This window comes from Paraperibacillus marinus, from assembly GCF_046237605.1.
GTDB lineage: Bacteria > Bacillota > Bacilli > Bacillales > DSM-1321 > Paraperibacillus > Paraperibacillus marinus.
Window position 1 is genome coordinate 2,796,373 of record NZ_CP143542.1, and the last position, 18,746, is coordinate 2,815,118.

16 protein-coding genes are annotated in these 18,746 nt (G+C 45.7%); 1 reads left to right on the plus strand and 15 read right to left on the minus strand.

What is annotated here, in order from left to right; genetic code table 11:
- Nucleotides 1-59: 59 nt before the first annotated feature.
- The gene (locus V1498_RS14080; RefSeq protein ID WP_409294333.1) at nt 60-395 is read left to right on the plus strand and encodes an NIPSNAP family protein; all 336 of its coding nucleotides are present in this window, start codon (nt 60-62) and stop codon (nt 393-395) included.
- A 109-nt stretch (nt 396-504) separates the two neighbouring features.
- Here the strand turns inward: V1498_RS14080 and V1498_RS14085 are convergent, their stop codons facing one another.
- The 15 genes from V1498_RS14085 to V1498_RS14155 all read right to left on the minus strand — a co-directional run bounded on the left by V1498_RS14085 (nt 505) and on the right by V1498_RS14155 (nt 18,629).
- Entirely contained in the window at nt 505-759 is a 255-nt protein-coding gene (locus V1498_RS14085) for a YlmC/YmxH family sporulation protein (protein ID WP_409294334.1), read from the minus strand.
- Nucleotides 760-1,255: 496 nt separating this feature from the next.
- Nucleotides 1,256-2,485: a M16 family metallopeptidase gene (locus tag V1498_RS14090; protein ID WP_409294335.1), complete on the minus strand. Its 1,230-nt coding sequence runs from the start codon at nt 2,483-2,485 to the stop codon at nt 1,256-1,258.
- A 40-nt stretch (nt 2,486-2,525) separates the two neighbouring features.
- Nucleotides 2,526-3,485, minus strand: coding sequence for a polysaccharide deacetylase family protein (locus V1498_RS14095; protein ID WP_409294336.1), 960 nt, complete (start codon nt 3,483-3,485; stop codon nt 2,526-2,528).
- Nucleotides 3,486-3,604: 119 nt separating this feature from the next.
- On the minus strand, nt 3,605-5,731 hold the full coding sequence (gene pnp, locus V1498_RS14100; RefSeq protein WP_409294337.1) for a polyribonucleotide nucleotidyltransferase: 2,127 nt from the start codon (nt 5,729-5,731) through the stop codon (nt 3,605-3,607).
- 347 nt (nt 5,732-6,078) lie between these two features.
- Nucleotides 6,079-6,348 carry a 30S ribosomal protein S15 gene (gene rpsO, locus V1498_RS14105; protein WP_409292346.1) on the minus strand — a complete coding sequence of 90 codons (270 nt, stop codon included), beginning with the start codon at nt 6,346-6,348 and terminating at the stop codon, nt 6,079-6,081.
- 171 nt (nt 6,349-6,519) lie between these two features.
- Nucleotides 6,520-7,497 (minus strand): bifunctional riboflavin kinase/FAD synthetase, encoded by a 978-nt coding sequence (gene ribF, locus V1498_RS14110; RefSeq protein ID WP_409294338.1) that lies wholly within the window; start codon nt 7,495-7,497, stop codon nt 6,520-6,522.
- A 9-nt stretch (nt 7,498-7,506) separates the two neighbouring features.
- Entirely contained in the window at nt 7,507-8,418 is a 912-nt protein-coding gene (gene truB / locus V1498_RS14115) for a tRNA pseudouridine(55) synthase TruB (RefSeq protein ID WP_409294339.1), read from the minus strand.
- Between the two features lie 161 nt (nt 8,419-8,579).
- Nucleotides 8,580-8,939 (minus strand): 30S ribosome-binding factor RbfA, encoded by a 360-nt coding sequence (rbfA, locus tag V1498_RS14120; protein ID WP_409292342.1) that lies wholly within the window; start codon nt 8,937-8,939, stop codon nt 8,580-8,582.
- A gap of 17 nt (nt 8,940-8,956) precedes the next feature.
- Nucleotides 8,957-9,235 carry a DUF503 domain-containing protein gene (locus tag V1498_RS14125; protein ID WP_409294340.1) on the minus strand — a complete coding sequence of 93 codons (279 nt, stop codon included), beginning with the start codon at nt 9,233-9,235 and terminating at the stop codon, nt 8,957-8,959.
- Complete coding sequence (gene infB / locus V1498_RS14130; protein ID WP_409294341.1) at nt 9,232-11,469, minus strand: translation initiation factor IF-2; 2,238 nt, start codon at nt 11,467-11,469, stop codon at nt 9,232-9,234. Before infB ends, V1498_RS14125 begins: the two co-directional genes overlap by 4 nt.
- Nucleotides 11,470-11,489: 20 nt before the next feature.
- Nucleotides 11,490-11,792 (minus strand): YlxQ family RNA-binding protein, encoded by a 303-nt coding sequence (locus V1498_RS14135; protein ID WP_409294342.1) that lies wholly within the window; start codon nt 11,790-11,792, stop codon nt 11,490-11,492.
- Nucleotides 11,793-11,797: 5 nt separating this feature from the next.
- Nucleotides 11,798-12,073 (minus strand): RNase P modulator RnpM, encoded by a 276-nt coding sequence (rnpM, locus tag V1498_RS14140; protein ID WP_409292336.1) that lies wholly within the window; start codon nt 12,071-12,073, stop codon nt 11,798-11,800.
- Between the two features lie 14 nt (nt 12,074-12,087).
- Nucleotides 12,088-13,197 (minus strand): transcription termination factor NusA, encoded by a 1,110-nt coding sequence (gene nusA, locus V1498_RS14145; RefSeq protein WP_409294343.1) that lies wholly within the window; start codon nt 13,195-13,197, stop codon nt 12,088-12,090.
- Between the two features lie 35 nt (nt 13,198-13,232).
- Entirely contained in the window at nt 13,233-13,703 is a 471-nt protein-coding gene (gene rimP / locus V1498_RS14150; protein WP_409294344.1) for a ribosome maturation factor RimP, read from the minus strand.
- A gap of 603 nt (nt 13,704-14,306) precedes the next feature.
- The gene (locus V1498_RS14155; RefSeq protein WP_409294345.1) at nt 14,307-18,629 is read right to left on the minus strand and encodes a PolC-type DNA polymerase III; all 4,323 of its coding nucleotides are present in this window, start codon (nt 18,627-18,629) and stop codon (nt 14,307-14,309) included.
- Between the last annotated feature and the right edge of the window lie 117 nt (nt 18,630-18,746).

Here is an 18,746-nt window from a genome sequence, read left to right on the forward strand (position 1 = left end):
GTGATAAGGGAGATCAATTGGATAAAATTACATCAGACTAAGGTAATAGGAGGTTATCTATGTTCTACAGAAGAAAGCAGTACATAGTGAAAAGTGAGTTTGCAGAGATTTTTAATAATCATTTCATCAACACGAACCTGCCTAATCAATTAAAGTACGGATCCCGCTTGATCGGCCGCTGGATGAAGGATAATGATGATGGAACTGTTGAAATTTTTGCTATATGGGAATATGAAAGTTATGACGCATATTTAGAAATCGAAGATAAAATCCGGAATGATAAAGCTCATCTCGAACGTATTAAGGATTGGTATAGAAAACATGGAGGAAAAGAATTTATACAGAAAAATTACATATTTGAAATGAAAAATGAGGAGCTAGTATCCACTGTTTAACGTCTGTAGGCAGTAAAAGCAATGAATATCTTCTTACAGACTTAAAGCTCAGGGCGTCAGCCCTGAGCTTTTTTGTGATTAACTATTTGATGATTGCATCATCCAATGATCATTCATCCTGACCCGGTCCTGCCTCCGGAATATCAATGATGATCATATCTGTCCCGATCTTTTTAATATGGTTCCAGGGTACCCTGATTTCCGAGCCATTCTTTTTAAACCCAAACCATTTGACGCTCGGAATAATCAAGGCTGTTATCTGGCCTTTATCATTGATCTCCAGGTCCGTCTGTCCAAGCACTCCCAGCCTCTCTGCTCGCTTCACGTCAACAATTTCTTTCCCGCTTAATTCACTAAGCCTCATAGGCGGCACCTCCGAATTGTCCCATTACTACATCTATATCATCTGACATCGCTTAATAGAAGCAGAGGAAAGGATTTTTTTACTTATTTCACGTGTAGGAGCGGGACTGTGGGTATTAAATGGGGATTCACAGGCAAATCACCCAGTCCGGACCAATATGGAACAGGAGGCAGCATGGGACACCCTATTGGCGGGCACTCGGATGTTTACCTTTCTAGGTCAAAAAATAGGCTCTTTTTAAAAGATTGTTGTTGTCTGATGAGTTTTGTAAGGAGATTTAATTATTAGACAAATTTGATTGGAGCGGGAGGCGCGGGACTTTCAACCCGCAAGTCTTAAGTCAATCAGTCCATGGGAAGAAGACCGCTTCCCAAAGACTGCCCGCCCCGCGCTGGTGGAGTGCCTGCAGCGGAAATCAACTTTCTTATCCAATAGCCACAATATATGCCAAAACAACCTAAAAAAAAGAAACAGAACAAGTCTGTTTCTCAGGGTCTTACTTAGTCCAGTCTTCAAGCGGACTGATAACGGCCAGGGAATATTCATCGTTGAAAATTTCTTTGCCCAGTGCATTTACTTTTTCTTCTGTCACACTATCGATTTCTTCTACAATTTCATCAAGTGAACGGTGCCTGCCAAGCAGCAGCTCATTTTTCCCGTTGCGGCTCATGCGGCTGTTTGTGCTCTCCAAACTCAGCATCAGGCTGCCCTTCAGCTGCTCTTTGCTGTTTCGCAGTTCACGCCCTGTAATGCCTTCCGCTTTGAGCTTGCCAATCGTTTCATGGATGGTTTCAAGAAGGACATTCAGCTGGTTTGCCCCTGTTCCGCCATAAATCGTGACAAGGCCGTTTTCCTGATAAGCTGAATGATATGAATAGACAGAATAGGCAAGGCCCCTCTGCTCCCTCACTTCCTGGAAGAGCCTGCTGCTCATGCTTCCGCCCAGGATATTGTTCAGCGTTACAAGGCTGTAGACATTCTCATGGCCTATGGGAAGGCCGTTGAAGCCTAAGCAGACATGGGCTTGTTCCGTTTCTTTCTTTCTGCTGAAAGAGTTTTGGTGGAAGTCGGCTTTGACAGCTTCACTCGTTCTTTTTCCGCCTGTATAGCTGCCGAAATATTTTTCGGTTTCTTTAATGAAATCTTCATCTATGTTCCCTGCGATCGAAACGACCACATTTTCAGGGGTATAGTAGTCATGGATATATTGTTTCAGTTTTTCCCCATTAAATGTATCAAGCGTTTCTTCTGTCCCGAGGATCGGATAGCCAAGCGGGTGGTTTCCGTATACTGCCTTGCTTAAAAGATCGTGGACGATGTCATCGGGAGTATCCTCATACATCTTGATTTCCTCACAAACCACTTTCTTTTCTTTCTCAAGCTCCTCTTGCACAAATGTGGAATTAAAGAACATATCAGACAGCACCTCAAGCGCATAGCTTGCATGGTTATCGAGTACCTTTGCATAGTAGCAGGTATATTCCTTCGATGTGAACGCATTGACGTGTCCGCCGATGCTGTCGAATGATTCGGCAATCTCCCTTGCTGTACGCTCAGTAGTACCTTTGAAGAACATATGCTCAAGAAAATGGGATATCCCGTTGTTCACTGGAGTTTCATTCCTTGAACCAGTCTTAATCCAAATTCCGATTGCAACTGAACGGACTGTAGGAATATTTTCGAGTACAATCCTTACTCCATTTTGGCAGGTATATTTCTTTATCAATATAATTCCTCCTAATCTAGCTGCAGCAAAAACTTTTTTGTCAGTGCATGATCCGATTCTCGCTCAATGCCTGAGAAACGGTCATTAAGTGCAGATTTTCGGCCTTGATGCTTTTAATCAGTTTATCCAAAGACTGTGCTGTGGATTCGGTTGGGTGCATGAGGATGAATGCTCCGGGATGAAGCTTATTCATCACCCGCCGGATCAACGTTTCTGGCGATGGTTTCTGCCAGTCAATCGTATCCACGCTCCACATGATGGTCCCGAGTTTGTTTGCCTTTGCTATATCAACGGTTTCATCCTTGTAGCTCCCGCTTGGAGGGGCAAACCACCTCGGTGTCACTCCAGTCACGGCTTTTATGATTTCGTTGGTTTTCCTGATTTCCTCGTTTGCCCTGCCATTTGTGATGCGTGCCATGTCTGGATGGGAATAGGAGTGGTTGCCGATTTCATGGCCTCCTTCCCAGATCATCTTCGCCAAGTCCGGATATTTTTTAGCCCATCTTCCTTCAAGAAAGAAGGTTGCCTTTACATCATTCTTTTTCAATACCTCAAGCATATCCTGGAGATATTCATTCCCCCAGGCCACATTAATCAGCAGGCTGGCAGAAGGCTTGGACGGATTTGCCTTATATATGGGGGCAGGAGCCAGGTCGCTTAAATGCCTGGATGGCCTCACTTGCTTGTAGATCAATTTTTTGCGGTCGAACTTCCCGGCCTTTTTCATTTTTTTATAGGAAGCATCCAGATCTACCTTCAACCCGTTGTATCCCGGTATGGTTTTCCAAATGGGATCAATTTTGGCATCCTGTGCAGGAATATTAAATTTTTTGGTCCTGGATTGGATTTCCGTATACAGTGAACCTGCTGCCGGTCTGGCATCATGGATATTTGGCCGTATTCCCTGGATATAAGAATCGGTCATGGGATTTTGAACTATTATCCATGATATACCTGAAATGACAGATAAAGCAATTATATAGCGGGAATCAAACTTCATCACTTGTCCTCCCCATCAGCATTTTCCAAATGTGCTATACACATTTTATGAATGGCCGGGACAAGTAGAACCATCTTACACGCACAAACCTAAAAAAAAGCCGGGTTGCCCCAGCCTTATTATGAATTGGAATTTGCAGCTTCGCTTTGTTCCTTTTGTTCCTTCAGCACCGCTTTACGGGATAGGTTGACCCTGCCCTGCTTATCAATATCAAGGACCTTGACAAGGAGTTCGTCACCGATGGCTAATACATCCTCGACTTTACCGACTCTCTCTTCGGCAAGTTCGGAAATATGGACCAGTCCGTCTTTACCGCTAAAGATTTCAACGAACGCACCGAACTTTTCAATCCGCTTTACTTTACCGAGGTAAAGCGCGCCAACTTCCACTTCACGGACGATATCTTCGATAATCTGCTTCGCCTTGCGGTTCATTTCTTCATTTGTGGACGAGATGAATACCGTTCCGTCCTGTTCAATATCTATCTTGACTCCTGTTTCTTCGATGATTTTGTTGATTTGCTTTCCGCTTGGTCCGATAACATCGCGGATCTTATCTGGGTTGATCGTCATTGTCAGGATCTTCGGTGCATACTGAGAAAGCTCTGTACGCGGCTCAGCAATGGCGGTGAGCATATGTTCAAGGATATGCATACGGCCCCGCTTGGCCTGCTGAAGCGCCTCCTCAAGAATGTCCCTGGATAGACCCTCAATCTTGATATCCATCTGCAGGGCGGTAACACCCTTCGCTGTTCCGGCCACCTTGAAGTCCATATCGCCCAGGTGGTCTTCCATGCCCTGGATATCAGTAAGGACTGTATAGTTCTCGCCAGATTTGATCAGACCCATGGCAATACCGGCAACCGGTGATTTAATTGGCACACCTGCATCCATCATGGCCATTGTGCTTGCACAGATGCTTGCCTGTGAAGTAGAACCGTTGGACTCAAGAACTTCTGCAACCAAACGGATGGTGTACGGGAAATCCTTCTCTGACGGCAATACCGGTTCAAGGGCCCTTTCACCAAGAGCTCCATGGCCAATTTCACGACGGCCCGGACCGCGCATGAATCCGGTTTCCCCAACACTGAAATGAGGGAAGTTATAGTGGTGCATGAAGCGCTTTGATTCCTCTACACCGAGGCCGTCAAGGATTTGAACATCTCCCAGGGCACCAAGCGTACAAATGGAAAGAGCCTGGGTTTGTCCCCTAGTAAACAGTCCTGAACCATGTGTGCGGGGCAGGATGCCGACTTCGGAGGCAAGCGGGCGGATTTCATCCGGGTTCCTTCCATCCGGACGGACTTTCTCCTCCGTGATGAGCCTGCGCACTTCTGCTTTTACAAATTTCGAAAGTATTTCTTTTACCTGCTTGATGACAGCATCATCAGCTTCTTTTTCTTCATATTGAGCTACAACGCGGTCCTTTACCTGTTTGATTGCATCTTCTCTCGCATGCTTTTCCTGAACCTGCACAGCCTTATTGATATCGGCTTCACACAGGCTGCGGATTTCCTGCTCGAGGTCTTGATCCACTTCATAAAGAGCCACTTGTGTTTTTTCTTTGCCGACAACAGCAGCGATCTCTTCCTGGAAAGCAATCAGGCGTTTGATTTCGTCATGGCCGAACATGATGGCTTCAAGCATCACTTCTTCAGGTACTTCATCGGCACCTGCTTCTACCATGTTGATGGCATCCTTAGTTCCAGCCACAATAAGGTTGATGTCGCTCTTTTCCATTTGGCTGATGGATGGGTTGATAATGAATTTATTATCAACACGGCCTACAACCACTCCGGCGATTGGTCCTTCAAATGGGATATCCGAAACAGTCAGAGAAAGTGACGAGCCAAACATGGCTGCCATTTCGGAAGAACAGTCCTGGTCAACGCTCATTACCATGCTCACTACCTGGACTTCATTACGGAAGCCGTCAGCGAACAGCGGACGGATCGGACGGTCGATCAGGCGGCTGGCAAGGATTGCTTTTTCACTCGGACGGCCTTCTCTTTTAATGAATCCGCCAGGGATTTTCCCTACCGCATAAAGCCTTTCTTCATAATTGACAGTCAGCGGGAAGAAATCGACGCTTTTTGGTTCCTTTGATGCAGTTGCAGTGCTGAGTACCACCGTATCTCCATAACGGATCAGTGCAGCCCCGTTTGCCTGCTTGGCCAGCTGGCCGATTTCGACTGTAAGCGGACGGCCCGCCCATTCCAGGGAAAATGTTTGTTTATTTTGTTCCATTAAGTATAAAACCCCTCTCTAATTCTCACTAAAACATTCTTTATCAATTAGCCGGCTCTTATGTATACAGGGTCCTGCTAATGGTATATATATGTGAATGTGACATATGCGTAAATAAAACAAACTATTCATATTATGCACGAAAAAACACTGGAATAACAATAATTATCTTTAACTTTATGATAATTCAGGAATTATTTTCCCTGTGCCGGCTTATCATAAACCGGCACATCATGACCGGATGTGTACTTTCCTCCGGATATATGTATGTATCGTGACTGCTTTTTTTGTATGTAAAAATTCTTATATACAAAAAAGCGGGAATAGTTCCCGCTTTCTTTCGTAAATTATCGGCGTAATCCTAATCTGTTGATTAGTTCACGGTAACGAGTTACATCTTTGTTACGCAGGTAAGTCAGCAAGTTACGGCGACGACCTACCATCTTAAGAAGACCGCGGCGTGAGTGGTGATCTTTCTTATGAGTGCGAAGATGATCATTCAAATTGTTGATTTCTTCAGTAAGGACAGCAATTTGAACCTCTGGAGATCCAGTATCCCCTTCGTGAGTTGCGTACTCACCGATCAGTTGGTTTTTACGTTCTTTAGTGATTGCCATCTAGTTCACCTCCAAGTATTCTTTGTAAAAATCCCCGAAAACTGAGCAGGCGTTGGAGACTCGCTCTGCCAAGTAGTGGTTCATCTCATACAAATAATACTATATAAGATTTCTCCTAAGAAATCAAGTGTTTAACCGGTATTTTTCCGGCTGCAGCCTGATTTCGAGTCATTATTTTGAAAAATAGTCCTTAGCTTCCTCTTTGTCCTTTGCAATTTGTGCAACGAGCTCCTCGAGGCTGCCGAATTTCTTTTCACTGCGCAGCCTTCTGTGCCACTCAATTTCAACCGATTCCCCGTATATGCTGCTGTCAAAATCAAAGATATGGACTTCTACATTCGGATGATCCGGCTTTTTATCATGAAAAGTTGGTTTATACCCAACATTGCACACCCCGTTATACGAGCTGCCGTGAAGCAGGACTTTTACAGCATACACTCCGGTTGCCGGATAGATGAAATCCTCCCCCAGAGCAATATTCGCAGTTGGGAAACCTAACTGTCTGCCCCTCTTTTCACCATGAATCACGGTTCCTGCCGTCTTATAAAACCGGCCGAGAAGTTCAGGAAGTTCTTCAGTCCTCCCCTGGGCCAGAAATTCACGGATTTTGGTCGAACTGACCTTCTCCCCGTTTACGGCATGCTTTTCAACGGTATTGGCAGTGAATTGTTTACGTGAATGAAATGGCATGGTCTCCATACTCCCTCTTCCTAATCTCCCATAGGAATAATCGAATCCGGCCATCACCTGTTTCACATTGAGGCCGATAATGTATTGATCCACAAATTCCTGGGGAAGCAGTTTTGCGAATTCTTCGGTAAAATGAACGATGAATAACTGATCGGCACCAAGTGCGTCGACCAGCTTGATTTTTTCCTGCAGCGGTGTAATATATTTAATCACCCTCGTCCCTTTCCCAAGGACAGCGGATGGGTGGGGATCAAAGGTCATGACCGACAGCGGCATGCCTTCTTTCCTTGCCAGCTCCCGGGCCGCCCCGATGACCTGCCTGTGGCCGAGATGGACTCCATCGAAGAAGCCGAGGGCAAGGACATGAGGGGGGAATTCTTCTTTATCATACTGATGAGGATGATCCAGATAATAAACCTTCAACTTGCATTCTCCTCTTCCTTTAGCAAGTGCCTGCATAACAGTTGTTCAATCGATCCTGAGTACCTTCACCGGCTTGATGAGGCCTTTTTTTGAAGGGTGGAGCTGATAGATGGCAAGTGCCCGTCCAAGGCTGTCCATCATAATGAATGGCTGGCCGTCTTCTATCTGGAGCTCAGCCGGCTGCTCGATTACAGCCCCGTTTTTAATTTTCTCTGCTACTTTATCACTAATCAATAGTTTAGGCAAATGTGCAATTCCTGCTTCGAGAGGCTGCAGGACCGGTTCATTGAATGCCAGCTTTTCCTCTATTTGTTCGAATGTAAGACAGTCTTCAAGCGTGAATGAAGATGACCTGGTGCGGATCAAATCTGACATATGTGCCGGATAACCCAGCTTTTCACCGATTGTCACAGCCAGTGTTCGGATATAGGTGCCTTTGCTGCAGCTGACACGGAACCTGAAACTCAGGGTACCATCTTTCTTCACAATATCCTCACCCAGCAGATTAAGGCTGTATATGGAGATTTCCCTGGACGGCCTTTCCACTTCAATTCCTGCACGTGCGTATTCATAAAGCCTTTTACCATTCACTTTTACCGCTGAGAACATGGGCGGGGTTTGGGTGATCTTGCCTGTGAGTTCCTCAAGCACATCCCGGATCTCAGCGATTGAAATATCCCTGTCAACCTCTGCCTTTTCCACCATTTCCCCGGAGGCATCCTCCGTATCAGTGGAAAAGCCCAGGGTGACTTCCCCTTCATACTCTTTTCCAGCATCGGTTACATACTCAGCTATTTTCGTTGCCCTACCGACACAGATAGGGAGAACACCGGTCACATCCGGGTCCAGTGTCCCTGTATGACCTACTTTTTTTGTGCCCAATATCTTTCTGAGTTTAAAAACACAGTCATGGGATGTCATCCCTTTTGGTTTAAAAAGCGGTAAAATACCTTCCAATCCTTTTACCTCCACTAAAGAAATTACACACCCCACAAGGATTGTACCCGGCCAGGACTCTACCATGACATGTCCGGGTGCCAGGATGGGTGCTATATAAAAAAATATGTAAAAAAGGCCGGCTCAGAAAGTGAGCCGGCCTCTTGCATTTGTAAAGCAGCTTACTCTTTGTCCGCTCCTTCATCCTTATGAATCTGGGTCAGCAGATTTTCAATTCTGTTACCATAATCTACTGATTCATCAAATTCAAAGAAGATTTCAGGAGTTTTCCTAAGGCGGATTCTCTGTCCAATTTCAGAACGGATAAATCCTTTAGCCTTGGCAAGCCCTTTTAATGTATTCTGCCTTTGCTCTTCATCGCCAAGGACAGAAATATATACCTTTGCCTGCTGCAGATCCCCGGTTACTTCCACGTCGGTGACCGTTACGAATCCGATTCTCGGATCTTTAATCTTACGGCCGATGATCTCGCTAAGCTCTTTTTTCATCTGTTCGCCAACTCTGTTTGCACGTAGGCTCATGTTTTCACCCCGCTCGTCTAAAGCCATTCTATCTCTGTTATGGTCCGCTCGATTTCCGGAAAGGAATCCAGGAACTGAAGCGCACGCTGCAGCTCCTTTTCGGACACCTGTCTTGAAGAGGACACCGTGACGATGGAAAGCTGTGTTCTCTGCCATACATCCTGGTGTCCGGTCTCTGCGACCGAGATATTGAATTTTTGTTTAAGTCTAGTCATGATCCTCTGCAGGACGGCTCGTTTGTCCTTTAACGAATGGGCATCATAGATCAGGCACTCAAATTCGGCATGGCCGATCATTTGCGCTCGATTTCCTCCATGACATACGCTTCGATAACGTCGCCTTCTTTAAGATCATTATAGTTTTTGATGGTTATTCCACATTCATAACCTTGTGAAACCTCTTTCGCGTCATCCTTGAATCGTTTGAGGGCATCGATTTCACCTTCGAAGATGACAACTCCCTGCCTGATCAAGCGGATTCCGCTGTCACGTGTGATTTTTCCGTCCGTTACATAAGAACCTGCGATGGTTCCGACTTTAGATACCTTAAAGGTCGTGCGTACTTCCGCCTGGCCGATGATTTTTTCCTCAAACTCAGGATCAAGCATCCCTTTCATGGCAGCTTCAATTTCTTCGATGACTTTATAGATGATACGGTGCAGGCGGATATCAACATTTTCAGATTCCGCTGCACGCTTAGCATTTACATCCGGACGCACATTAAACCCTATCACGATTGCATTGGATGCAGTTGCCAGCATAATGTCATATTCATTGATTGCTCCGACACCGGAGTGGATGATCTTAACCTTGACACCCTCCACTTCAATTTTACGGAGAGAAGCTGACATGGCTTCAACAGAGCCCTGAACGTCGGCTTTGACGATAAGGTTGATGTCCTTCACTTCACCCTGCTTCATCTGTTCGAAGAGGTTATCGAGCGTCACACGCGCTTTTTCCGTACGGCTTGATTGAACCTGTCTCTGCGAACGAGCTTCCCCGACCTGACGCGCTGTCTTTTCGTCGTCAAATACGATGAACAGATCGCCTGCCTGAGGCACTTCATTAAGTCCGGTAATCTCTACCGGCGTGGATGGACCGGCTTCCTTCACGCGGCGTCCAAGGTCATTCACCATGGCCCTTACACGGCCGAATGTGTTTCCTACAACGATAGGATCTCCGACCTTCAGGGTGCCATTCTGTACGAGCAGCGTAGCAACCGCTCCGCGCCCTTTATCCAGCTGGGCCTCAATCACAGATCCGGACGCCTTGCGGTCAGGATTCGCCTTATACTCTTCCACTTCACTGACAAGCAGGATCATTTCAAGAAGACTTTCAATCCCTTCGCCATTTTTAGCGGAAATCGGTACAAAAATGGTGTCCCCGCCCCATGCTTCCGGTACAAGTTCACGTTCAGACAGTTCCTGCATAACACGGTCTGGATTTGCCCCTTGCTTATCCATTTTGTTCACAGCTACGATAATCGGTACTTCTGCAGCTTTTGCATGGTTGATCGCTTCAATGGTCTGAGGCATAACTCCGTCATCGGCAGCGACTACTAAAATAGTAATGTCCGTCACCTTGGCTCCACGCGCACGCATCGTCGTGAAGGCAGCGTGTCCCGGAGTGTCCAGGAACGTGATTTTCTTGTCATTCACTTCTACCTGATAGGCGCCGATATGCTGGGTGATCCCGCCGGCTTCGCCTTCGGTAACCTTCGTGTTCCTGATGGAATCAAGAAGTGTTGTTTTACCATGGTCGACGTGTCCCATGATGGTGACGACTGCCGGGCGCTCTGTGAGGTTTTCTGGAGCATCCTCTTCCGCTGCAAGAGTTTCGAGGTCAGTCAGGTCGACTTTGATCTCTTCTTCTACCTCTACCCCATATTCGGAACAGATTAACTCAATTGCATCTTTATCAAGTGTTTGGTTGATAGTAGCCATCACACCTAACAGGAACAGCTTTTTAATAATTTCAGACGGTTCCCTGTGGAGCTTCTTCCCGAGTTCCGCTACTGTCAAAGATTCGGTAAATGTAATCTTTTTCGGCAGTTCCCTTTCCTTGCGCGGAGGAGCCTGGTAGGTAGATGTTTGAGGCCGTTTATTATTTCTGTTTCTATTATTGTTTTTATTATTCCTGTTATTGCCGCCCTTGTTATTGAAGCCGCCGCCTTTGGAATTATTGCTGCCCTGCCCTGGTTTGCTGGCTGGCTTTTTTGTAAGCTTCTGCTTATTAGTGCTGTTGTCGCTGCCCATTTCTTCATAAGTCTTTTTGGCTGCTGTACCCTGGGCCGGGCTGTTCTGCGGCCTGTTCTGGTTTTGCTTAGGAGCTGGCTTTTGAGTGCCTGCCGGCTTTGCCTTAGCATTTTTATTTTCTGGTTTATATGCGCTGTCTAATTTGTTTACTGTGGAATCGTCGATTGCTGTCATATGATTAGTTACCTCTATATTCATTTCTTTTAGTTTCGTAATGACGTCCTTGCTTGAAACATTGTGCTTTTTTGCATATTCGTATACACGTATCTTCGTCATACGTTCACCCCCATAAAAATTTAATCGAGCAACGTCTGAAGTTTTTTTGCAAAACCCTCGTCGAGGACTGCAACTGTTACACGGGCGTCTTTACCGATTGCCTGACCAAGCACATACCTGTCTTCTGCTCTATAGAGCGGCACTTTATAAAATCTGCATTTATCTGTTACTTTTTTTTCTGTATTGGCTGAGGCGTCATTTGCCAGGATCACCAATTTAGCTTTATTATTCCTGACTTCTTTGACGACCAGTTCTTCACCGGAGATGACTTTCCTCGCACGGGCCGCCATTCCAAGCAAAGAAACCCATGGCAGATTCTTCATAGCAGTCAGCGTTTCTCCTTTTCACAAAGAGCAATAAGCTCATCGTAGATTGAAGGATCAACCGCCGCACCAAGCTGATTCGCCAGTGTGTTCTTCTTTTTAGCCAAAAGGATCACTTCTTTATCAAGAGTCAAATAAGCTCCCCTTCCGGACTTTTTCCCGGTTGGATCAACGGAAACTTCTCCCTCTTTGCTGCGCACAATCCGGATGAGCTCCTTCTTGGGCCTCATTTCTCCTGTCGCAACACATTTTCTCATAGGGATTTTCTTGCGGCTGATCATTGGCGCCACCTCACTTATTCATCTATCAAATCGTCTTCGCCGTCGCTGAAGGTTAGCAGTTCTTCATTTTCCACCGGATAGATGCCTGCTTCACGCGCTTCCGACTCACTCTTGATATCAATTTTCCAGCCTGTAAGCTTTGCCGCAAGCCTTGCATTCTGTCCGCGCTTCCCGATGGCAAGGGAAAGCTGGAAGTCAGGCACGATGACCGTTGTAGCCTTTTCATCTTCAGAAACAATGACTTCAAGAACCTTGGACGGACTTAAAGCATTCGCTACAAAGACAACCGGATCCTCGGACCACTTCACAATATCTATCTTTTCGCCCTTAAGTTCATTGACAATTGCCTGGACCCTTTGTCCCTTTGGACCTACACATGATCCGACCGGGTCAACCTCCGTATTTTCTGAATGCACGGAAATTTTTGAGCGGTCTCCAGCTTCACGGGCAACTGACTTAATTTCGACCGTTCCGTCATATATTTCAGGAACCTCGATTTCAAATAATCTTTTCAAAAGTCCGGGATGAGTCCTTGAAACAAAGATCTGCGGGCCTTTTGATGTTTTTTCCACCTTGGTCAGGAATACCTTGATACGGTCATGCGGCTTATAATGCTCATTTGGCATCTGCTCGTTGATTGGGAGAAGTGCTTCAATCTTTCCAAGACTCACGTAGATAAACCTGGAATCCTGCCTTTGAACGATTCCAGTCATGATATCTTCTTCCCGGTCAATGAACTCTGAATAGATGATGCCTCTTTCTGCCTCCCGCACACGCTGAGTCACAACCTGCTTTGCTGTCTGGGCAGCGATGCGGCCGAAATCCTTTGGAGTGACCTCCATTTCCACAACATCTTCAACCTGATAGTTTGGGTCGATCTGCTGGGCATCTTCAATAGAAATTTCAAGCCTTGGATCAAACACCTGGTCGACTACATCTTTCCGGGCAAATACCCTCATTGAGCCTCTTTCCAGGTTCATATCAATACGCACATTTTGTGCCTGGTTAAAGTTCCTTTTGTAAGCTGAAACCAATGCGGCTTCAATCGCTTCAATTATAGCATCCCTTGAGATGCCTTTTTCCTTTTCCAAATGGATAAGAGCATCAAGCATTTCACTGCTCATTTTTTTATCCCCCTAATTAAATTTTGCCTATGTCCTTAGAAAGTCACTGCAAGCCTGGCTTTGGCCACTTTTTCATAAGGAATTTCTACTGTTTTGCTGCGTGTCTTAATTTTCATGGCCACTGTTACTGTCTGGCCGTCAAATGCCATTAAGGCGCCTTCGAATTCTTTCAGGCCGTCAATTGGTTCATACGTTTTTATGAAAACATTCTTACCGATTGATTTTGTAAAATCTTCTGCTTTCTTAAGCGGCCGTTCTGCGCCTGGTGAGGATACCTCAAGGAAATAATTATAGGGAATAGGATCGGTTTCATCGAGCTTCTCGGAGAGACGCTCGCTGACAGTGCCGCATTCCTCAATGTCGACGCCGCCCTCTTTATCTATAAATACTCTAAGAAACCAGTTCTTTCCTTCTTTTGCATATTCAATATCCACTAATTCTAAATGAAGCTCTTCAACAATAGGAAGCACCAGCTGCTCCACTATTTCCGTGACTTTATTGCTCATGTGATCCCTCCTTGTAATAAGAAAGAAGTAGTGTTTTTGTATGAAAGAAGCAGGAAGAATCCTCCTGCTTTCGTTCAGCCGACATAAAAATTATGTAAACAACACGAAAGAGTGGGTTTCCCCACTCTCCTCGCTCCGCTTAGTATTTCCAATAAAAATATACCATAACCAGATTGTTTATGCAAATCTGAAGAATACCTGCAAACCTGATTCCCAGGTTTAGACGGGTCCTGAGCGGTTTGGACTTTGTTTACTTTGCAGGTTAAAGCCATGGAGCTTCTTTTTAGGTTTACTGGTTCTGGTCTTAGTGATCCTTTTACCACCATTTCTTGTACGATCTGAGCTGGTTTTGGTTCTAATGCTTCTTTTACGACCTTTTTTCATAATATCCGTGCTGGTTTTGGTTCTAAAGGTTCCTTAACAACCATTTCTCTTAAGATTTAAGCAGATTTTGGTCTTAATGATCTTTTCACAGTCTTTTCCCTGGCTCCATGACCCTGTTTGGCCCTAATATTACCTCATCCGTCCCCATAGAAAATAAAAGAAAATGAGGTTCACAGCAGGTTTCCGCCATGAACCTCATTTATTACATTCATTTTTTCCTTAGAATAGCGAGAGCTGATTCTGGTCTGGAAGGGACTCCAGGCAGCCCTGTTTATCCAGATATTCAAGGATGGTCTTGGATACCTTTCCGCGCTGCTGAAGATCTTCCTTCGAAAGGAATTCTCCTTCTCCCCTCGCACGGACGATGTTCAGGGCCACGTTCGTCCCAAGTCCAGGCAGGGAGTTGAAAGGAGGAATCAGTGAATTGCCGTCAATGATGAACTCGGAGGCATGTGATTTGTAAAGATCGATTTTCTTGAAGGAAAATCCTCTTTCACACATTTCCAATGACAGTTCCAATACCGTCAACAAATTCTTCTCCTTGGTCGAGGCATCAAGGCCCTTAGCATTAATTTCTTCTATCTTTGCCCTGATGGCCTGTGAGCCCCGTGTCATCGCTTCAATATCGAAATCTTCCGCTCTTACAGTGAAATAAGCGGCATAATACAGGATTGGATGATGAACCTTGAAGTAAGCGATCCTCACAGCCATCAATACATAGGCTGCAGCATGCGCCTTAGGGAACATATATTTAATCTTCTTGCAGGAATCGATGTACCACTCAGGCACTTCATTCTTGCGCATTTCCGCTTCAAATTCATCAGTCAGACCTTTTCCTTTACGCACCGATTCCATGATCTTGAAGGCAAGTGAAGGTTCGAGTCCCTGGTAAATCAGGTAAACCATGATATCATCACGGCACCCGATTACTTCACTCAGGTTACAGATCTTGTTATGAATCAGTTCCTGCGCATTACCAAGCCAGACGTCGGTGCCGTGAGAGAGACCCGAGATCTGGACAAGCTCCGAAAAGGTCGTAGGCTTGGTATCTTCGAGCATCTGCCGGACAAACCTTGTTCCAAACTCCGGAATGCCGAGTGTACCAGTCTTGCACATAATCTGTTCTTCGGTTACACCAAGAGATTCCGTTCCGCTGAATATCTTCATAACGACAGGATCATCGGTCGGGATCGTTTTCGGGTCGATTCCGCTCAAGTCCTGCAGCATCCTGATGACGGTCGGATCATCGTGGCCGAGAATATCCAGCTTCAGCAGATTGTCATGGATGGAGTGGAAATCAAAGTGGGTGGTTTTCCATTCTGAATTCCTATCATCCGCAGGGAATTGAATCGGCGAAAAATCAAATATCTCCATATAATCCGGAACAACAATGATTCCGCCCGGATGCTGTCCTGTGGTCCGTTTCACACCCGTACATCCTGACACCAGCCTGTCCACTTCCGCGTTGCGGATATGAAGGTTATGGTCAGAGGCATAGCCCTTCACATAGCCATAGGCAGTCTTTTCAGCAACGGTACCGATTGTTCCTGCACGGTACACATAATCCTCACCGAATAACTCCTTTGTATAGTTATGGGCACGCGGCTGATATTCACCCGAGAAGTTCAAGTCGATATCGGGAACTTTATCTCCCTTGAAGCCCAGGAAGGTTTCAAACGGAATATCGTGGCCGTCCTTTCTATAGGCGGTACCGCATTCCGGACAGGTTTTATCTGGCAGGTCAAAGCCGGAGCCGACGGAACCGTCATTAAAGAACTCGGAATGCTTGCAGGACGGACAGACATAGTGCGGAGGCAGCGGGTTCACTTCTGTGATTTCCGTCATGGTCGCCACAAAGGATGAACCCACCGACCCCCTCGATCCGACGAGATAGCCGTCATTAAGCGATTTTTTAACAAGCTTATGCGAAATCAGGTAGATTACCGCAAAGCCGTGGCCGATAATACTTTTCAGCTCTTTCTCAAGCCTTGCCTCAACCAGTTCCGGCAGTTCGTCTCCATAGATGCTGCGGGCCATATTGTAGCTCATTTCCCGGACTTCTTCTTCCGCTCCCTCAATTTTCGGGGTATAAAGATCATCTTTGATGACTTTGATTTCCTCAATTTTGTCAGCGATCGCATTGGGATTTTTTATGACCACTTCCTTAGCCTTTTCTTCACCCAGGAAGGAAAATGCCTGCAGCATTTCATCCGTGGTACGGAAATGGACATCAGGGAGTTTGTGCCTGTTCAGCGGATTTGCGCCCCCCTGGGAGCTGACCAGGATTTTGCGGTAAATCTTATCTTCTGGATCCTTGTAATGGACATTCCCTGTTGCAGCCACAGGTTTATCCATTTTTTCGCCAAGCTTGACGATATTCTTGATAATTCCTTCAAGGGACATTTCATCGCGCACATATTCTAGTTCAATCAGGTGTGCATAGACCTCTTTAGGCTGGATTTCAAAATAATCGTAGAACTCAGCGATTTCTTCCACTTCTTCAAAGGATTTCTGCATCATTCCTTCAAAGACTTCTCCCTTGTCACAGCCTGAGCCTACCAGAATTCCTTCCCGATGCTTCTGAAGGAGGGATCTTGGGATTCTCGGCACACGATAAAAGTACTCAAGGTGTGAGATGGACACCAGTTTAAACAGATTTTTCAAGCCTGTCTCATTTACTGCAAGAAGTGTACAGTGAGAAGGCCTGGAACGCTGATATGAATTTCCTTTGCCCATATTGTCGTTCAATTGGCTGTGATTTTCAATTCCATGCTCCAGCGAATCCTTCAGCATTTTGAGCATAAGGTACCCTGTGGCTTCGGCATCGTATATCGCCCGGTGATGCTGGGTCAAATCTATGTCAAACTTCTTGGTAAGTGTATTCAGACGGTGATTCTTCATTTCTGGATAAAGGAACCGGCCGAGCTCCAGCGTATCGATGACCGGGTTCTGGGCTTTTCCAAATCCGAGTTTTTTATAGCAGACATTCAGGAAACCCATATCAAAGCTGGCATTATGGGCAACGAGGATGGAATCCCCTGTCCATTCCTTGAACTTTGTAATCACTTCATCCACTTCCGGCGCATTCTCCACCATGTCATCCGTAATACCCGTAAGATCGATGGTAGTGGAAGATAATGGATGATGCGGATTGGCAAACGACTCGAATCGGTCGATGATTTCACCGTCATGGATTTTGACCGCTGCCAGTTCGATGATAGTATCATATACAGCTGAAAGTCCTGTTGTTTCAACGTCAAACACAACGTAAGTATCTTCAGCAAGAACCCTGTTCTGCGGGTTATATGCAATCGGCACGCCGTCGTTTACGAGATTCGCTTCAAGTCCGTATAAAACCTTAATATCATTCTTCTTTCCGGCGCTGAATGCTTCCGGGAAGCTTTGCACATTGGAATGATCGGTGATCGCGATAGCTTTATGGCCCCATTTTTTTGCCTGGGCAACCAATGAGCCTACAGAGGAAACAGCGTCCATGGCACTCATCGGACTATGAAGGTGAAGCTCCACCCTTTTCTCACTCTCAGGGGCAGTGTCAGAACGGCCTTTGGCTTTGATTTCATTAATGTCATTGGCAATCATGACCAGGTCACGGACGAAGGTATCGTTCTGGATGCTTCCCTGCACCCTTACCCACATGCCTTTTTTAATTCTGGCAAGCTGGACGGCATCCTCTTTATCGCGCGAAAACATTTTCACCAGAATCGAGCTTGAATAATCCGTAACCTTGAAGGTCAATAGTGTCCGGCCGCTCCTCAGTTCGCGGGTCTCTGCATCGAATACATAGCCCTCGATGGCGATGCGGCGTTCTTCATCTATGACATTTTCAAGCCTGCGGAAGTCGGCATCTTCCTTAATTTTGTATCCAATGACAAGCGGTCCGTCAAATGCACCATCTTCACTGGATTTCTCGCTTTCCTTCTTCTGCATTTCCACAAGTGCAGCAAGGCCCCGCTCTTGATCTTCCTTTTGTTTTTGCTCAAGGAAAAGCTTATAATCCTTGTTTTCTCCTTCGGGAGCGACCTCCGGGTCTATAGAAAACATCGGAAATCCGAGTGATTGATAGATATTGGCGATCATTCCTGAATATTTCCTTTTCAGCTGCCCTGCTTCTGCTTCATTGCGCGCTGAAATGACGATCTTATTTCCTTTAAGTTTAGGCATCTGTTCATTTAAAAGAGACAGAAGCGCGGGTGACATCCCGTCTATTTCTTTGATGCAGCTGTTCCAATATTCCCTTACCAGTTCTTCTGTCGGCTGCGGATTTTCTACCGATAACGAGAAGGATACCTTGGCAATATGGGCAAAGGACTGGACGAGCTGTACTGAAAATCTGGTATATACACTGCAGGGGATCAAGGCAGGCAGTTTAAAGGTAAAATGCCATTTCTTTGATTCCCGTTCTACAAAGAGTTTTTCTATTTCAGCATCGGTAAAATATTTAACAAATGCATCTTCAGTTAAATCAAGCTGCTGGAGCAAGAGCTGAAATCTATGTTTTTTTGGATATGGATGCTGATCCATTTATATAAATCTCTCCCCCATATAAACAATTTGTTTAATAGCACAGGTTATTATAACACAATTCCCGCAGTCATCTACCGGTTAAAAACCACCAATGTTTTTGTCCGGGCAAAAAGA

What these genes read in the sequence shown, in the direction of transcription:
- V1498_RS14135 (WP_409294342.1), bottom strand. Translation starts at nt 11,792, where the DNA reads ATGAAGAATCTGCCATGGGTTTCTTTGCTTGGAATGGCGGCCCGTGCG.
- rpsO (WP_409292346.1), bottom strand. Translation starts at nt 6,348, where the DNA reads ATGGCAATCACTAAAGAACGTAAAAACCAACTGATCGGTGAGTACGCA.
- ribF (WP_409294338.1), bottom strand. Translation starts at nt 7,497, where the DNA reads ATGCAGGCACTTGCTAAAGGAAGAGGAGAATGCAAGTTGAAGGTTTAT.
- V1498_RS14155 (WP_409294345.1), bottom strand. Translation starts at nt 18,629, where the DNA reads ATGGATCAGCATCCATATCCAAAAAAACATAGATTTCAGCTCTTGCTC.
- V1498_RS14095 (WP_409294336.1), bottom strand. Translation starts at nt 3,485, where the DNA reads ATGAAGTTTGATTCCCGCTATATAATTGCTTTATCTGTCATTTCAGGT.
- V1498_RS14080 (WP_409294333.1), top strand. Translation starts at nt 60, where the DNA reads ATGTTCTACAGAAGAAAGCAGTACATAGTGAAAAGTGAGTTTGCAGAG.
- rbfA (WP_409292342.1), bottom strand. Translation starts at nt 8,939, where the DNA reads ATGAGCCTACGTGCAAACAGAGTTGGCGAACAGATGAAAAAAGAGCTT.
- infB (WP_409294341.1), bottom strand. Translation starts at nt 11,469, where the DNA reads ATGACGAAGATACGTGTATACGAATATGCAAAAAAGCACAATGTTTCA.
- V1498_RS14125 (WP_409294340.1), bottom strand. Translation starts at nt 9,235, where the DNA reads ATGATCGGCCATGCCGAATTTGAGTGCCTGATCTATGATGCCCATTCG.
- nusA (WP_409294343.1), bottom strand. Translation starts at nt 13,197, where the DNA reads ATGAGCAGTGAAATGCTTGATGCTCTTATCCATTTGGAAAAGGAAAAA.
- V1498_RS14085 (WP_409294334.1), bottom strand. Translation starts at nt 759, where the DNA reads ATGAGGCTTAGTGAATTAAGCGGGAAAGAAATTGTTGACGTGAAGCGA.
- rimP (WP_409294344.1), bottom strand. Translation starts at nt 13,703, where the DNA reads ATGAGCAATAAAGTCACGGAAATAGTGGAGCAGCTGGTGCTTCCTATT.
- rnpM (WP_409292336.1), bottom strand. Translation starts at nt 12,073, where the DNA reads ATGATCAGCCGCAAGAAAATCCCTATGAGAAAATGTGTTGCGACAGGA.
- pnp (WP_409294337.1), bottom strand. Translation starts at nt 5,731, where the DNA reads ATGGAACAAAATAAACAAACATTTTCCCTGGAATGGGCGGGCCGTCCG.